Here is a 14,883-nt window from a genome sequence, read left to right as displayed (position 1 = left end):
ATTTTTCCTTTATAAATTATCAACTTTTATGATACCTTCTGTTTCAAATTTAGTATTTTCTGCAATCTCAGCAAAACTTAAAACTGTAATATTAATACCAAAATTAGAACAAATATCAGCAATGAATTTTCTAAGTTGTGGCTCAACACAAAGCAAGAAAGGTTTAATTCTTGTATTTGCCACACTTGCAAGTTCAGCTTTTAAAGCTTCTACTAAAGCACCAGTTTGGGCTACATTTATCATTAAATGATACGAACCATCTTTAAACTGCACATGCTCCATTAATTTTGCAGCTGCAGCTGCATCAAAAATATAAAAGCTAATTTGCCCTTTTTCATCCACATATAAATTTGTAATTGCTCTTGCTAAAGAAGCCCTTACATGCTCAATAATCATATCCAAACTCTTGCTTACTTCAGCTATATCACTAATTGATTCTAAAATTGTAAGCATATCTTTAATAGGAATATGCTCTTTAAGTAAAGCTTTTAAAACTTTTTGAATTAAACCTATACTAGCAACCCTTAAACAATCATCTACCACGATAGGATAATCATTTTTGATTTTATCTAATAAATTTTGCACTTCTTGTTTAGTTAAAAGCTCTGAAGCATTAGCTTTTATAAGCTCACTCATATGGGTTGAAATCACACTTGCTGGATCAATTACAATATAACCATTCAGCGTTGCCTCGTCTTTTAAAGATGATTCTATCCACAAAGCATCAGAATTAAAAGCAGGTTCTTTAGTAGCTATACCTTCGATAGGTTCAGTGATAAAACCACTATCCATAGCTAGATATTTATCAGGATAAATTTCAGCACTAGCTATACCTACACCTTTGAGTTTAAAAGTATATTCATTTGGTTTTAATTGCAAATTATCTCTAATTCTAATTTTTGGCATTAAAAAACCTAAACTTTGAGCTATATTGCGTCTTGTTGATCTAATACGCTCTGTTAATTCACTTTCTGCTAGTTTGATAAGTCCATAACCTAATTCTAATTCTAAAATTTCTAATTTTAAAATATCTGTGATTTTATTCTCTTCTTCTTTTAAGATTTCTTCTTCGCTGCGTTTTTGAGGTTTAGCTTGTTCTTCTTCATGGGTTTCTTGAGACTTTTTAGCTGAAATTGCATTGATTTGAATTTTACCTTCTTGCACTTGCTTTATCATATAACCAAGTCCTAAAAACACCAAAGCCATAAAGCCCAAAGAAAAATGTGGCAAGCCTGGTACTAAAGCAAATATAAATAAAACAAAGCCTACAATTAATAAAGTTTTGTATTCCCCTAAAAGCTGATTGATAGAACCTTCAGCAAAATTATCCTCATCTTTACTAGCACGCGTGATGATAATTGCAGTTGCCGTTGAAGTTATAAGTCCAGGAATTTGAGAAACAAGTCCATCGCCTATTGTTAATATAGTATAAGTTGAAGCACATTCTCCAAGCTCCATATCATGCTGAAAATAACCTATCATAAACCCACCAATTAAATTTACAATGGTGATAATAATCCCAGCAACAGCATCCCCTTTTATAAATTTAGAAGAACCATCCATTGCTCCATAAAAATTTGCTTCAGCTATGATTTCTTGGCGTCTTGCGCGTGCAGTTTTTTCATCAATCAAACCTGCATTTAAATCCGCATCAATAGCCATTTGCTTACCTGGCATTGCATCAAGGGTAAATCTTGCTTGAACTTCAGAAACCCTTGTACTACCTTTAGTTACAACCATAAAATTGATTAAAACCAAAATACAAAAAACAACCATACCTATAACATAATTACCGCCAACAACAAATTCACCAAAACTTGCCACTATATCACTAACAGCAGCTGGTCCTTGATGACCCTCACTCAAAATCATACGCGTTGTAGCTATGTTAAGTGAAAGTCTAAAAAGCGTGATAATTAAAATCATAGTTGGAAAAGTTGTTAAATCCGTAGGCTTTGGTATATATAAAGAAATTAAAATAATTAAAACCGAAATTGCTATACTTAAAGCAAGAAAAAAATCTAAAACTATACTTGGTAAAGGTACTATAATAATAGCTAAAATTGCAATAATTACAGCTACTATAGTTAGACTCTTTGCCTTTAAAATAGGTGCAACAAGTGGAGCAATCCAAGGCAATACTAAGCTAAAAATATCCCTTTTAGCCATTATTTTGAATAATATCCTCTAGAGTAATAGAAACTAAAAAATCATCTATCTTATTTTGAAGCTTCACCAACACAGGCATAATTTTACAATTTTCTTCTTTTTGCGAAGGACAAATTCCATTACTGCACTCAAATACATTGATAGATTTTTTCTCTACACTATTAATAATTTCTTTTAAAGTGTATTCACTTGGCTTTTTAACAAGCATAAATCCACCTTTAGCACCCTTATAAGATTTCAAAAGTGCGTCTTTGGCAAGTACTTGTAAAATTTTCGCCAAAAAACTTTTTGGTATATCTAAAACACTTGACATAGTATCTACATCTTGTGGTTCTTGGGATTTTGCTATATGAATTAAAGACAATAAAGCATATTCGCTAGCTTTGGTAAATAACACTTTTTTCCTTTCATTAAAATATTAATAAACAATATCTATTTTTAACTTTAAATAAAAATTTTAATTATATCAAAAATATGTGTTGTTAAATATTAAATTTCTTATTTTTCAAATTTCAGCATTTTTTTTGTTTTTTTAGTTATAATTGCACTTTTTATTTTAAATACCGCTCAGGAGGTCTATTATGGCTTTAGATTCGGCTAAAAAAGCAGAAATAGTTGCAAAATTTGCTAGAAAAGAAGGAGATACTGGTTCTCCAGAAGTTCAAATCGCACTTTTAAGTGCAAGAATTTCAGATTTAACAGAACATTTAAAAATCTACAAAAAAGATTTTTCTTCTCGTTTAGGTCTTTTAAAGCTTGTTGGTCAAAGAAAAAGACTTTTATCTTATCTAAAAAGAAAAGATTATCAAGCTTATTCTAAATTAATCAGCGAATTAAATTTAAGAGATAAATAAGCCTCGTGCTTATTTATCTTTAATATATTTTATTTTAGTTATTTACCACTTCTTTAATTTAAGTTTTCAAAATTTCAATATTTTATTCACAAGAGTTTCACGATGTGATTTTAGCTTCTAAGTATCTAAAAATAGCACTTTAAGTTTTATGAGTAAAAATATTTTTCACATTTAATTTTATTGATTTTTAATATTTTTTCACTTTTGCTATAAAAAACCCATCTGCATAATTATCTGGTAAAACTCTTTTGGCAAATGACAAGTCAAAATCATCACTTTTTGCATTAATGAAGTTAACATTTAATAAATCAAAATCTAGTAATTCTAATTTAAAATTTTCACTTCTTAACGCATTTTCTAAAACAGCTTCATTTTCTTCTCTTAAAAATGTACAAGTACTATAAACCAATTCCCCACCATGTTTTAAGGCTAGTAATGCTGAATGTAAAAGTTTTTTTTGTAAATTTGCTATTTGCTTAATTTCTTTTGTGTTTTTTTGTATTTCAAAACCCATTTTTGCAAAAGTTGAACAAGGCGCATCAAGCAAAATTTTATCAAATTTCAAAGGACAAGCTTTACCTATAGTGCGTGCGTCTTTTAAAAAGCATTTTGCAATTTTAACTTGATAATTTTCCATAGTTTTTTTTAAGGTAAAAAAGCGTGTTTTAGATAATTCACAACTTGCTAAATAACCCTCATTTTGCATAAAATTGGCCAAATTTAAACTTTTTCCACCAGGAGCTGCACACATATCTAATACACTCTCACCAGCTTTAACACCCAAAGTTTTAGTACATAAATACGAAGAATAATTTTGTATATAAAACTTACCCTCATTAAAAGCATTCATTGAGCTTAATTTGCTTTTAAAAATACTAGGTATTTTATAACAATACAAATCAATTTTTTCAAATTTTATATTTTTTTCATTTAGAATTTCTTCTAGTTTTTCATTGTCAATAAGCAAAGAATTTCTAAAAATATTGACATATTTTTCTTGATTAAAACTTTGAAGGATTTGTTCTTTTTGCTCTTTTGTATAAATTTCATCTAAAGCTGTATTTAAATCAAGCAAGGCCATAAAAATCCTTTAAAAATAAATATGCAGCTAAAGAATCAAGTTTGCCATCTTTTTTCTTTAAATTCACTACACCAAGCTCTTGTGCGTTTTTAGAGCTAAAACTCTCATCAACAAAAAAAACTTCTTTATCAAAATCAAGTAAAGATATGAAATGCTCTATTCTTTTTCGCATTTCGTCTTCACTAGATCCGCCCAAAGGAATTCCTACCACCAAAGTATTTACATCATAGTCTTTAATGTATTTTTTTACCTCATTTGCTGCTTGATTGCGGTTTTTTCTAATGATAGCTTCAAACGGCATGGCCATGCTTTTATTAATACACAAAGCAACACCAATACGCTTTAAACCTATATCTAACGCTAAAGTATTCATATGCAAGCTCTTATTTTCACTCCAGAAATTTCCACCAGACCCTCAAGTTCATATTCATAAACTCTATCACCAAATTTTTTCAAAACTTTTTCTAAATCATTTTCATGCTTTAAAAAGCTTAACAAATCATCCTCACTTTGCTCTTGATAAAGCTCTCCAAACATTTTTGCAAATTCCTCAAAATTATGAATTAAATTTGCTTTTTTTGCGGCTAAAAGTAAATTTGTTCCTTCACTTTCATCTTTCCTATGAGGTAATACATATATAGGTTTATTCATACTCAAAGCAAGCCTTGCACTTTGCATAGAACCACTTTTTAAATCAGCTTGAGCTATTATAACAACCTCACTTAAAGCAATAATAAGCCTATTTCTTAATAAAAAATCATATGGCTTTGCTTTATATTTTGCTTCATTTTCACTTAAAGCTAATGCATTTTCATAAATATTTAAAATTTCATTTGTATTAGCTTTTGGATAAATCTCATCAAGTCCATTAGCAAATATGGCTATAGTTTGAGGATAAGCTATTTTAGCTGCTTGGATATCCACACCCAAAGCCCCACCACTTACTACACAAACCTTAGTCTTTTTTAACAAAGATACTAACTCAATGAGACAATTTTTAGTATAAACGCTCATTTTTCTAGAACCTATAATAGCTACTTTTCTAGCATTTAAAAGCTCCAAATTGCCTTTATAATAAATCTTTGAAGGTGGATTTAAAAGATTTTTAAAATCTTCAATATTCTCAATAAATTTCATTTAAATATACAAGTTCAACTGAATTTAATAAATCTTTACTTTGCACCAAAGCTTTAAAAGTCTTTTCTCTTGGATGACCAATAGCTATAGCAAAACCTTTCTTTCTTGCCTCTTCTACTGCTTGTTTGAGTTGATTTTTAATATATGCTATATCATCTTCATTATCCAAAAAAACATCTCTAGCTATATAAGGCTGATTAAATTGACTTGCTAAATTTTTAGCTTTAGAATTTCCTATGGTTCTTGAATCTACAAAAATAAAATCATTTTGTTTAAAAGCATTAAATAATTTTTCCATAGCCTGCTTATTTGCAGTAAATAAACTTCCTGTATGGTTGTTAATAAATTTTACCTTTGGAAATTGTTCTTTTACAAAAGCTACGCGCTTGCTTATTTTTTCTATATCATCACTAGGGTGTAAAGTGTTTAATTCTGCCTTGTCATATTTTATAGCAGCAAGAGGCAAATGCACCATAAAAAAGTCAAAATCCTTTGCAAACTCAGCTGTATAAGGATGGCGTTTATCAGGTGGAAAAAAAGATGGGATTAATTTTAAATTTGTTTTTTTAAGCATATCTACATGAGTGTGACTTGCCATATCATCTATAATAATTGCTAGACGAGGCTTGGTATTTTTTTGTACTAGAATTTGAGTTTTGTTATCCTCGCTTTTATCTGATATATTTTGCTCTTCATTTTTTGATTCTTTGCTTGTATTTTGATCTATTACTTCTAAAATTGAAGTTTGATTATCTTCTTTAGTTTGATTTAACTCTGTATTTACAGGGTTTAAATTTAAAATTTCACTAATATTTTTATCTAAAAATTCTAAATTTTCATTTTCTAAAGTCAAATTTATATCATTAAAACTAAAATTATTTTCTTGTTCTATTATAGGTAATGGTTCTTTTTTGTTTATTGTTTGATTGTAATCTAAACCTTTATTTTCTTCTTTTTTTAAAAATAAAGCTCCAAATGCAAAAAGAAAAATTCCAAACACAATAAGACAAAGCGCTAGAAGCACTTTGTATTTTTTATTTATAGTTTTCAAATTAGTTTTTATCTTTATCAACTAATTTTTTAGCGCTAATCCAAGGCATCATAGCGCGAAGTTCGCGTCCTGTTTTTTCTATCAAAGAATCATTCATTAATTTACGCTCTGCGTGCATTCTTGCAAAATTTGCTCTTCTTTCTAAGATAAAATCTTTAGCAAAACTTCCATTTTGTATGTCTTTTAAAACACCTTTCATAGCCTCTTTAGTTTCTTTGGTAATAATCTTAGGCCCTGTGATATAATCTCCATATTCAGCTGTATTAGAAACAGAATATCTCATATCAGCAATACCGCCTTGATAAATCAAATCCACAATTAATTTCATTTCATGTAAACACTCAAAATACGCCATTTCAGGTTCATACCCTGCTTCAACTAAGGTTTCAAAACCAGCTTGGATTAAAGCACTAAGTCCTCCACAAAGCACCGCTTGTTCGCCAAATAAATCTGTTTCAGTTTCAGCTTTAAAAGTCGTTTCTATAATACCTGTTCTACCACCACCTATAGCACTAGCATAACTTAAAGCTAAATTTTTAGCATTTTTACTTTCATCTTGGTGGATAGCAATTAAGCAAGGAGTGCCCCCGCCTATACTAAATTCATGTCTTACAGTATGACCTGGAGCTTTAGGAGCTATCATAATCACATCTATACCTTTTGGAGCAACAATTTGTCCATAATGGATATTAAATCCATGTGCAAATGCTAAAGTTTTACCTGCTTTTAATTCAGGTTTAATTTCTTCATTAAAAATTTCACTTTGAATTTCATCAGGAGCTAAAATCATAATCAAATCTGCTTCTTTAGTAGCTTCTTTTACACTTTTTACTATAAAATTTGCTTTTTGAGCTTTTGCCCAACTTTGCCCACCCTCTTTTAAGCCTATGATCACTTCTACACCACTATCTCTTAAATTCATAGCATGAGCATGACCTTGAGAGCCAAAACCTATAATAGCTACTTTTTTTGATTTTATTAAATTAATATCACAATCTTTATCATAATAAATTGACACAGCCATTATGCACTCCTAAAATTAAAATTAAAGCAAAGATTATAACTAAAAAATATAAATTTAATCCTTTTATGATAAAATTTAAGTTTTGAAAAATTACTATAAAGAGTATTATGAAAGAATTATTTAATCAACTAAGCTATGGTCTAAATGCTGATGAAATTACCAATAAAAGCAAGCAAATCATTAGAGAGTTGCTAACTTGTGATATCATTAAATTTTATAAAAACAAATACTATTTAAAAGATGGCTTTACTTTTGGTAAGATTGATATTTCAGCTAATGGAACGGGATTTTTAGAAAGTTTTGATCCTGTTTTTAAGCGTGATTTGCTCATAGAAAATAAAAATTTAAAAGGAGCAAATTATGCTGACATAGTTGTGGCAAAATTACTTCCTCTTAAAAAAAAGCGTCCAAGTGCTAAAGTTATTTTAATACTTAAAAGAGCCCATGAAACTTCTTTGGTTATAACTAAAAAATACGGCGAAGCAGTCCTTGGAGTAAATATTCAAACAGGACTCACATGTGCCTTAAAAGCCTCTCAAAAATCCTTAAAAACTCTACCTTTAGGAACTATTTTAAAAATAGAAAATCATGATAATAATATCACTGAAGTGATAGGGCATATTGATGATGATTTTGTAGATGAAAAAATTTCCTTAGCACTTTTTAATAAAAATGCAGTTTTTGATAATTTATGTGAAAATGAAGCAAGAGCTTATGGAAATGAAGTTGATGCAAGTATGTATCCATCAAGAAAAGATCTTAGAAATTTAAATTTTTGCACCATTGATCCAATTGATGCAAAAGATTTTGATGATGCAATTTATTATGATAAAAATGAGCATGCTATTTATGTAGCCATAGCTGATGTAAGCGCTTATGTGCATGCTTATAGCGCTATTGATAAAGAAGCAAGATCAAGGGGTTTTTCGATTTATTTTCCTCATATTGCTATACCTATGTTACCAAGAGCTTTGAGTGAAAATATTTGCTCACTAAAACCTAATGAAGATAGATTAGCATTTTGTTTTAAAATAAGCTTAGATCAAAATAATGAAGTGATTAAAGAAGAGCTTTTTGAGGCTATTATCAACTCAAAACGCCGTTTTAATTACGATGAAGTTGATGAGTATTTACAAACGCAAGAAGATTTAGGCGCAATCAATTGGCTTTATGAGGTTTTCAAAATCACTCAAAATTTACGAAAAAAACGATTAAAAAATGCTTGTGAGTTTAAAACCCAAGAGCTAAGAATGACTTTAGATGAAAATAATAAACTCATAAAAACACGCCTTGAAAATGACACGGCCTCGCATAATTTAATCGAAGATTGTATGCTTTTAGCTAATAAAGCTGCAGCAAAACTCATTGATATAGGAGTTTTTAGAAATCACTTAAGTCCTGATTATAAAAAAATAGATCAATTACTAGCTGATCTTTCAACACTTAGTATAGATATTAATCCTAAAAATAATGTCATAGAATTATTTAAAGACATTCAAGTCTTAGCAAATGAGCTAAATATAAGAGAAGAAGTAGATAAACTCATCATCAAGGCGCAAAAAAAAGCAGAATATTCTAGTGAAAATGCAGGACATTTTGGCTTAGGTTTTGATAAATATACCCATTTTACAAGTCCTATTAGAAGATATTCTGATCTTATATTGCATAGACTTTTAAAAGCTAAAATCAATAATGATGAAAAAATGTTTAATTATTTGCTTTTAAATATACAAAGTACTTGCGAGGAATTAAGTTTATTAGAAAGAGAAGCAGATAAGGTTGCTTGGCATTTTATGGATAGAAAATTTGCAAGATGGGCAAAAGAAAATATAGGAAAAAGATTTAAGGCTTTAGTGGTAGAAAATCAAAGTTCATTGCAAGTAAAATTAAATGATGAAATTAAGGGAGCTTTGATTACCATCATAGGTTCAAGGGCAAATTTATTAGAAAATATAGAAGTAGAAATCACTGAAGTAGATATTGTTAGTGCTAAAATTTTTGGCAAAATCACCAAGCATTTTAGTTTAGAAAGAAACCAAAATGTATAAAAATCAACTCCAAAGCTTACTTAATAGCAATAATTTTCCTAATTATTTCTTACTTTATGGAGCGGATAATTTCCAAATAGAGCTTTATACTAAATTTATTAAAGACAAATACTCTTTTGATGAGAGTTTAAGATTTTATTTTGAAGAATATGATTTTAAGCAAGCATATGATTATTTATCTAGCGCTTCCTTATTTAGCGAAAGAAAATTGCTAGAAATCAAAACTCAAAAGAAAATCCCAAGTAAAGAACTCAAGCAACTTTTACAGCTTTGTCAAAATTCGCAAGATAATTATTTTTTACTTGAAATTTATGATGAAAACTCCAAACAAAGTGAAGCGGAGAAAATTTTTGCTAATAATTTTTGTAGATTTTATAAAGTAAATTCAGCTAAGGAAGGCATGGAATTGCTAGCTTTAAAAGCTAAAGAATTAAATATTAACATTACTCAAAATGCCCTTTATACTCTTTTTTATAATTTTAATGAAAATTTATATTTAGCGGCTAATGAGTTAAATAAATTTAGTGGTCTAAATATCGATGAAAAAATCATCCAAGAGCATTGTTATAGTTTAAGTACTATTAGTTTTGAAAGTTTTTTTGATAAATTAATGCAAAAAAAAGATTTAAGGAATGAACTTGAAAGTATTTTAGAAAATTACAATGAAATAGTATTGATTAATGCCTTATATGCAAATTTTTCTAGACTTTTTAAAATTGCACTACATGTTAAAATTTATGGAAATTTAGACTTGAAAGAAATTTTAGGCTATGCTCCACCTATTTCTGTGGCACAAAATCTTCAAAAACAAGCTCTTATGATCAAAATATCACAATATAAAAATATCTTTCTGATACTTTGTAATTGCGAATATGAATTAAAAAAGAATTCTAAAATAGAAAAAAAAGAATTTTTAATCGCAACACTTTTACAACTTAGCTCCATATTAAAAAGTTAAATTAAGAAAACTTATGGTAAAATTAAATTTGCATTTTATGCAAAATCCTTGCCTAAAATTTTAGGCTTTATATCCATAAGGAGAAATTAAATGAGACATTATGAAGTTTTATTCATATTAAAACCAACACTTACAGAAGAAGAAGTAAGTGCTAAGTTGGAATTCGTAAAAGAAGTCCTTACAAAAAATGGCGCAGAAATTGAAAGCGTAGTTCCAATGGGAACAAGAAAACTTGCATACAAAATTAAAAAATATGAAAGAGGAACTTATTTTGTGATTTATTTCAAAGCTCCTACAAATTTAATAGCAGAGCTTGAAAGGGTATTAAGAATCACTGAAGAAGTAATCAGATTTTTAATCGTAAAATATGAAAATAAAAAAGAAATTGCAGCTTGGGAAAGACTAAGCAAGGGTATCAAACAAAATAAAAAAGAAATTAAAGCTAGTGAAAGTACAGAAGGCTAATTAATGTTTAATAAAGTCGTTTTAGTAGGGAATCTTACAAGGGACATAGAAATGCGTTATGCTCCATCAGGTAGCGCAATAGGCTCTTCTGCTATAGCTGTAACAAGAAGATTTAGTACAAATACAGGAGAAAAAAGAGAGGAAACCTGCTTTATCGACATTAGCTTTTTTGGAAGAACTGCAGAAATTGCTAATCAATACCTTAATAAAGGTAGTAAAATTTTAATCGAAGGTCGTTTGAGATTTGAGCAATGGAGCGATCAAAATGGACAAAACAGATCAAAACATAGTATTCAAGTTGAAAATTTAGAAATGCTGGGTTCAACTGTGCAAAATAATCAACAAAGTAATTTTGAAAATCAAAATTATGGTTATAATCAAAATTTTAATCAACAACAAAGCTTTGATCCTTATGCTCAAGTACAAACTAGAACAAATTCATCTAATAATACCTATCAAAATCCTCAAAAGGAAGCCCCTATGAAGGAAATTGATATTGATAAATATGATGATGATACAGAATTACCATTTTAAAGGAAAAAACATGGCAGAAAAAAGAAAATACTCACGCAAATATTGTAAATATACTGAAGCTAAAGTTGATTTTATAGACTATAAAGATACAGCATTGCTAAAACATGCTTTATCAGAAAGATTTAAAATTATGCCACGCCGTTTAACAGGTACTAGCAAAAAACACCAAGAAATGGTTGAAGTTGCTATTAAGCGTGCAAGACATGTAGCACTTATCCCTTATATCGTAGATAGAAAAGAAGTTGTTACTAATCCTTTTGAAGGACTATAATTATTAAATCAAACCCAAGCTTTTTAAGCTTGGGAAAATAAAAGGTTGTTTTATGTTTTCAGATATAGAATCTGAAATTTATGTTATTTTACTTGCATCCGTTGCTATTATAGCGGTTTTAAATCCTTTTGGAAATCTTCCACAATTTATTGCAATGACTGAAGGTTTAGATGCTGATACAAGAAAAAAACTTTTTAGAAATATCATTTACACTGCATTTTGTATTGTTTTAGTTTTTTTACTTTCTGGACCATTTATCATGAAATATTTATTTAAAATAGATATTAATGATTTACGAGTTGCAGGTGGTTTGATTTTAATCATTATGAGTACAAAAAATCTACTTTTCACCCCATCAAGCACTCAATTTCAACACTATCAAGGATTAAGCCACAAAGAATTATTAAAAAAAAGTATAGTACCAATGGCATTTCCTATGCTTGTAGGACCTGGAACACTTTCTACCATAGTAGTTATTTCAGAAGATCAAAATTTAGCTATAGCCATAGCTTCTGTATTACTTACTTTTGCTTTTATTTTTGCCTTATTTCACTTTTCAGCTACTATTGAAAAAGTTATCGGTAAGCTTGTGCTTTATGTTTTTTCACGCATTGCTTTAGTTTTTATTATGGCTATGGGAGTAAAAATGATAGCTATTGGAATTCAAACTTACATTCAATCTACCTAGGATAAATAAAAAAACTTTTTTGCAAAAACACTTCTTCATTTACTGCTTTATTAGTATTTAACAACACACTAATATTTACCGCTACAATACTTTTTGCATGAATATACTTTGCAATTAATTTATTATTTTTACATTCACCCAAAGGATAAGCATAATCAATTCGTATTTTTGTATTATTATATTCAAAATTATATTCACTTAAGCATTCTTTACCCTCCAAATAGGCTTGATATAAAAAATATTTAGCAAACTCTTTAGCATCATGAAGTAAAATATTTCCTTGAGTATAAAGCGTTAAATCTTTCATAATTCTTGGTGGATATGAAGAAATTTTTATTATAAACGCCATAATAAAAGAAATAAATAAAATAAAAAATATTGTATATATCATTGCAAATGATTTTTTCACAAAAGCATCCATTTATCTAAACATCTATTTTGAGTATTACTGCAAATTGTAATTTTTAATAACTCGCCATCATGCTTGAAAATAAGTTTTGAAATATTTTGAGCTAATAAAAATACTTGTTTGTTATGATTTAAATCATCTATTTGCATATAAATATTTTCATTTTCTAAATATACTCTAACATAAGCATATAAAATAGTATAAAATCCACTAAATTTCTCATTAATAAAATGGATTTTCTCTCTATCATCAACTAATATTTTATAGATTTTTGAATTTTTTATATCATAAATATACATATAATCACTAGTATATATTTTCAACTTCTTCATACTATGCATATCTTTATAATTGCTCAAAATTCCTTCAGAAATTCCATTTTCTATAAAATGCAAATTACTTTTTGGACTAAAAAAACTTTCATTATTTTCTAAAATAATACCACTGAAGTTTAATTTTTTTAATGACAAATCATAAAAAATATCATCATTTGCGCTCATATAACACTCAAAAGAATTACTTGTAAATATTGCATTCAAGCAAGAATTATAAATTTTCTCCATGCTAAGTAAAGCTTGATTTAAATCAAAAAATATTTCACTAGATTTTTTAACATTAAAACTATAATTATAAATATACATAGCTGGATTAATTAAAATAGTAATCAAAATACCCAAAATAACAAGGCTTAACGCAAGCTCCAATAAACTAAAGGCCTTTTTCATCTACAAAAGCTTCTTTATAGGATAAATCTTTTATTTTTAAAGATTTGAGTTTAAATTCACCACTAGTGTATTCTAAAAAGTTGTAATTATTTATATTTATCTCTTTTGCTTTATATAAAGGAATTTTCTTTAGCAATTCTTTTTCTTCATTAAAAAGGGTTTGATTTTGCCATATAACATTTAAAGATTTATTTGCAAATACAAGATAATAAGATCCAAAAATAAAAGATAAAATTACAATACAAAAAGCAAGCTCTAGGAGACTAAAAGCTTGCTTCATTTATTTAAACTTGCATTAAAAGCTTCAAAAAAGGTACCGCGTAAAGCTCTTTTTTCCAAAGCTTCAATTCCTTTTATAGTTACCCCTGCTGGAGAACAAATTTTTTCTTTAATAATAGCAGGATGAGCATGATTAAACAAAGCACTAAAGCTTTCAAAACTTGCGTGAGTAAGCTCATAACTAAGCTCATTTTTTAAACCATTTTTCACACCTGCATTAGCTAAACTTTCTGCTACCAAAGCTAAAAATGCAGGAGCACAACCGCTCAAAACCATAGCTATATCAAATTCTTTTTCATTTTGCAAACTTATGGCTTTACCAAAAGTATTTAACAAAGATAAAATTTCATCTTTAAATAAATCTTTTTCCATTAAATAAGCAGTTGTAGAAGCTTTAAATTCGGCTGCTGTATTTGGCATAATTTTCACATAATTTTGTGCATCAATACAATGAAGCCGCTCAAAAGTAGTGTTTGCTAAAACCGAAATAAGCCATCTTGCCTTGCCTTTTAATTTAACAGCTACTTCTTCTAACGCATAAGGTTTAAAAGCCAAAATAATATTTTTATTATCCATATCAAACTCATCATACGATAATACTTTTAAATTTAAACCACTGGCTTTTTTTAAATCCCTAGCAACAATAACTACTTTATAAGTATCCTCTAAACCTTTAGCTATAGCACTTGCCATAGCACCATTTCCTAAAATATAAATTTCAGACATTATTTTGTTTGTTTAATAAAAGCTGAAATCTTTTCAGACTGAAAATAATTAGGATATTTGCTTGTATCTAAAATCACTTGCACTAAAGAGTTATTATCATAATTCATCACAACAGGTGCTAAAAAATTTACCGTAGATTCTTCTAATGGCTCATTAATAGCTACTATAACAAACACACCAAAATTAGTTTGCTCATTTAAAGCTAATAATTCTTGATAATAATCAGGCACTTCAAAATCATAATCAGGACGGATCATATAAGGATCAATCATCACAAAAGAAAAATCTTTACCATCAAGGCTTTTAAGTCTATAAAAAACCTCGTCTATTTTATAAAAATTCATATTTTTGGTATCTTCAAAACCTAAAATAGGACATTTAACTTCTAAGTTCATCTTGCCTCCTAAAATCTATTAACTAAGAAATTACAACTCATTAAGCAATTTTAGTTCCAATTTTAAAAA

19 protein-coding genes are annotated in these 14,883 nt (G+C 28.4%); 7 read left to right on the top strand and 12 right to left on the bottom strand.

What is annotated here, in order from left to right; translation table 11 throughout:
* Positions 1 to 9: 9 nt before the first annotated feature.
* Both flhA and E2O22_RS00820 read right to left on the bottom strand, forming a co-directional pair.
* Positions 10 to 2,169 (bottom strand): flagellar biosynthesis protein FlhA, encoded by a 2,160-nt coding sequence (flhA, locus tag E2O22_RS00825; protein WP_133318796.1) that lies wholly within the window; start codon positions 2,167 to 2,169, stop codon positions 10 to 12.
* The gene (locus E2O22_RS00820) at positions 2,162 to 2,566 is read right to left on the bottom strand and encodes an Rrf2 family transcriptional regulator (RefSeq protein WP_133318795.1); all 405 of its coding nucleotides are present in this window, start codon (positions 2,564 to 2,566) and stop codon (positions 2,162 to 2,164) included. Before E2O22_RS00820 ends, flhA begins: the two co-directional genes overlap by 8 nt.
* 184 nt (positions 2,567 to 2,750) lie before the next feature.
* Between E2O22_RS00820 and rpsO the strand changes: the two genes are divergently transcribed.
* On the top strand, positions 2,751 to 3,023 hold the full coding sequence (gene rpsO / locus E2O22_RS00815; RefSeq protein WP_012661650.1) for a 30S ribosomal protein S15: 273 nt from the start codon (positions 2,751 to 2,753) through the stop codon (positions 3,021 to 3,023).
* Between the two features lie 187 nt (positions 3,024 to 3,210).
* Here the strand turns inward: rpsO and E2O22_RS00810 are convergent, their stop codons facing one another.
* From E2O22_RS00810 to ilvC, 5 genes are read right to left on the bottom strand one after another with little or no spacing between them, the layout of a single operon-like run.
* Complete coding sequence (locus E2O22_RS00810) at positions 3,211 to 4,104, bottom strand: RsmB/NOP family class I SAM-dependent RNA methyltransferase (RefSeq protein ID WP_133318794.1); 894 nt, start codon at positions 4,102 to 4,104, stop codon at positions 3,211 to 3,213.
* Complete coding sequence (gene ruvX / locus E2O22_RS00805) at positions 4,091 to 4,477, bottom strand: Holliday junction resolvase RuvX (RefSeq protein WP_133318793.1); 387 nt, start codon at positions 4,475 to 4,477, stop codon at positions 4,091 to 4,093. The genes E2O22_RS00810 and ruvX overlap by 14 nt, the downstream gene beginning before the upstream one ends.
* Positions 4,474 to 5,241, bottom strand: a complete 768-nt coding sequence (locus E2O22_RS00800) for a DNA-processing protein DprA (RefSeq protein WP_133318792.1) — start codon at positions 5,239 to 5,241, stop codon at positions 4,474 to 4,476. The genes ruvX and E2O22_RS00800 overlap by 4 nt, the downstream gene beginning before the upstream one ends.
* The gene (locus E2O22_RS00795) at positions 5,228 to 6,283 is read right to left on the bottom strand and encodes a divergent polysaccharide deacetylase family protein (protein ID WP_133318974.1); all 1,056 of its coding nucleotides are present in this window, start codon (positions 6,281 to 6,283) and stop codon (positions 5,228 to 5,230) included. Before E2O22_RS00795 ends, E2O22_RS00800 begins: the two co-directional genes overlap by 14 nt.
* Before the next feature lie 10 nt (positions 6,284 to 6,293).
* Complete coding sequence (gene ilvC, locus E2O22_RS00790; protein ID WP_012661655.1) at positions 6,294 to 7,316, bottom strand: ketol-acid reductoisomerase; 1,023 nt, start codon at positions 7,314 to 7,316, stop codon at positions 6,294 to 6,296.
* A gap of 107 nt (positions 7,317 to 7,423) precedes the next feature.
* Here ilvC and E2O22_RS00785 point away from each other — a divergent pair, with 107 nt between their 5' ends.
* The 6 genes from E2O22_RS00785 to E2O22_RS00760 all read left to right on the top strand — a co-directional run bounded on the left by E2O22_RS00785 (position 7,424) and on the right by E2O22_RS00760 (position 12,280).
* Positions 7,424 to 9,364, top strand: a complete 1,941-nt coding sequence (locus E2O22_RS00785) for a VacB/RNase II family 3'-5' exoribonuclease (protein WP_133318791.1) — start codon at positions 7,424 to 7,426, stop codon at positions 9,362 to 9,364.
* Positions 9,357 to 10,322, top strand: a complete 966-nt coding sequence (gene holA, locus E2O22_RS00780; RefSeq protein WP_133318790.1) for a DNA polymerase III subunit delta — start codon at positions 9,357 to 9,359, stop codon at positions 10,320 to 10,322. Before E2O22_RS00785 ends, holA begins: the two co-directional genes overlap by 8 nt.
* 90 nt (positions 10,323 to 10,412) lie before the next feature.
* On the top strand, positions 10,413 to 10,787 hold the full coding sequence (rpsF, locus tag E2O22_RS00775; RefSeq protein ID WP_133318789.1) for a 30S ribosomal protein S6: 375 nt from the start codon (positions 10,413 to 10,415) through the stop codon (positions 10,785 to 10,787).
* Between the two features lie 3 nt (positions 10,788 to 10,790).
* A complete protein-coding gene (locus E2O22_RS00770) occupies positions 10,791 to 11,321 on the top strand; it encodes a single-stranded DNA-binding protein (protein WP_133318788.1) in 531 nt (176 codons plus the stop codon).
* A 10-nt stretch (positions 11,322 to 11,331) separates the two neighbouring features.
* A complete protein-coding gene (rpsR, locus tag E2O22_RS00765; protein WP_039618521.1) occupies positions 11,332 to 11,592 on the top strand; it encodes a 30S ribosomal protein S18 in 261 nt (86 codons plus the stop codon).
* A gap of 52 nt (positions 11,593 to 11,644) precedes the next feature.
* A complete protein-coding gene (locus E2O22_RS00760; RefSeq protein ID WP_133318787.1) occupies positions 11,645 to 12,280 on the top strand; it encodes a MarC family protein in 636 nt (211 codons plus the stop codon).
* Here E2O22_RS00760 and E2O22_RS00755 read toward each other — a convergent pair.
* From E2O22_RS00755 to fliW, 5 genes are all read right to left on the bottom strand, one after another.
* Positions 12,273 to 12,587, bottom strand: coding sequence for a hypothetical protein (locus tag E2O22_RS00755; protein ID WP_133318786.1), 315 nt, complete (start codon positions 12,585 to 12,587; stop codon positions 12,273 to 12,275). The two genes, E2O22_RS00760 and E2O22_RS00755, sit on opposite strands and share 8 nt — an antisense overlap.
* A gap of 98 nt (positions 12,588 to 12,685) precedes the next feature.
* On the bottom strand, positions 12,686 to 13,414 hold the full coding sequence (locus tag E2O22_RS00750) for a prepilin-type N-terminal cleavage/methylation domain-containing protein (protein WP_133318785.1): 729 nt from the start codon (positions 13,412 to 13,414) through the stop codon (positions 12,686 to 12,688).
* Positions 13,398 to 13,694: a hypothetical protein gene (locus E2O22_RS00745; RefSeq protein WP_133318784.1), complete on the bottom strand. Its 297-nt coding sequence runs from the start codon at positions 13,692 to 13,694 to the stop codon at positions 13,398 to 13,400. The genes E2O22_RS00750 and E2O22_RS00745 overlap by 17 nt, the downstream gene beginning before the upstream one ends.
* Positions 13,691 to 14,419 carry a pyrroline-5-carboxylate reductase gene (locus E2O22_RS00740; RefSeq protein WP_133318783.1) on the bottom strand — a complete coding sequence of 243 codons (729 nt, stop codon included), beginning with the start codon at positions 14,417 to 14,419 and terminating at the stop codon, positions 13,691 to 13,693. The genes E2O22_RS00745 and E2O22_RS00740 overlap by 4 nt, the downstream gene beginning before the upstream one ends.
* Complete coding sequence (fliW, locus tag E2O22_RS00735; RefSeq protein ID WP_012661666.1) at positions 14,419 to 14,814, bottom strand: flagellar assembly protein FliW; 396 nt, start codon at positions 14,812 to 14,814, stop codon at positions 14,419 to 14,421. Before fliW ends, E2O22_RS00740 begins: the two co-directional genes overlap by 1 nt.
* Between the last annotated feature and the right edge of the window lie 69 nt (positions 14,815 to 14,883).

The sequence above is a fragment of the Campylobacter lari genome (assembly GCF_004357905.1).
Lineage (GTDB): Bacteria > Campylobacterota > Campylobacteria > Campylobacterales > Campylobacteraceae > Campylobacter_D > Campylobacter_D lari_D.
This window is presented reverse-complemented; position numbering and strand designations above follow the sequence as displayed.

Coding starts and splice junctions, on each gene's coding strand:
- flhA (WP_133318796.1), bottom strand. CDS start 2,169: ATGGCTAAAAGGGATATTTTTAGCTTAGTATTGCCTTGGATTGCTCCA.
- rpsO (WP_012661650.1), top strand. CDS start 2,751: ATGGCTTTAGATTCGGCTAAAAAAGCAGAAATAGTTGCAAAATTTGCT.
- E2O22_RS00810 (WP_133318794.1), bottom strand. CDS start 4,104: ATGGCCTTGCTTGATTTAAATACAGCTTTAGATGAAATTTATACAAAA.
- ruvX (WP_133318793.1), bottom strand. CDS start 4,477: ATGAATACTTTAGCGTTAGATATAGGTTTAAAGCGTATTGGTGTTGCT.
- E2O22_RS00800 (WP_133318792.1), bottom strand. CDS start 5,241: ATGAAATTTATTGAGAATATTGAAGATTTTAAAAATCTTTTAAATCCA.
- ilvC (WP_012661655.1), bottom strand. CDS start 7,316: ATGGCTGTGTCAATTTATTATGATAAAGATTGTGATATTAATTTAATA.
- E2O22_RS00785 (WP_133318791.1), top strand. CDS start 7,424: ATGAAAGAATTATTTAATCAACTAAGCTATGGTCTAAATGCTGATGAA.
- holA (WP_133318790.1), top strand. CDS start 9,357: ATGTATAAAAATCAACTCCAAAGCTTACTTAATAGCAATAATTTTCCT.
- rpsF (WP_133318789.1), top strand. CDS start 10,413: ATGAGACATTATGAAGTTTTATTCATATTAAAACCAACACTTACAGAA.
- E2O22_RS00770 (WP_133318788.1), top strand. CDS start 10,791: ATGTTTAATAAAGTCGTTTTAGTAGGGAATCTTACAAGGGACATAGAA.
- rpsR (WP_039618521.1), top strand. CDS start 11,332: ATGGCAGAAAAAAGAAAATACTCACGCAAATATTGTAAATATACTGAA.
- E2O22_RS00760 (WP_133318787.1), top strand. CDS start 11,645: ATGTTTTCAGATATAGAATCTGAAATTTATGTTATTTTACTTGCATCC.
- E2O22_RS00755 (WP_133318786.1), bottom strand. CDS start 12,587: ATGAAAGATTTAACGCTTTATACTCAAGGAAATATTTTACTTCATGAT.
- E2O22_RS00750 (WP_133318785.1), bottom strand. CDS start 13,414: ATGAAAAAGGCCTTTAGTTTATTGGAGCTTGCGTTAAGCCTTGTTATT.
- E2O22_RS00745 (WP_133318784.1), bottom strand. CDS start 13,694: ATGAAGCAAGCTTTTAGTCTCCTAGAGCTTGCTTTTTGTATTGTAATT.
- E2O22_RS00740 (WP_133318783.1), bottom strand. CDS start 14,419: ATGTCTGAAATTTATATTTTAGGAAATGGTGCTATGGCAAGTGCTATA.
- fliW (WP_012661666.1), bottom strand. CDS start 14,814: ATGAACTTAGAAGTTAAATGTCCTATTTTAGGTTTTGAAGATACCAAA.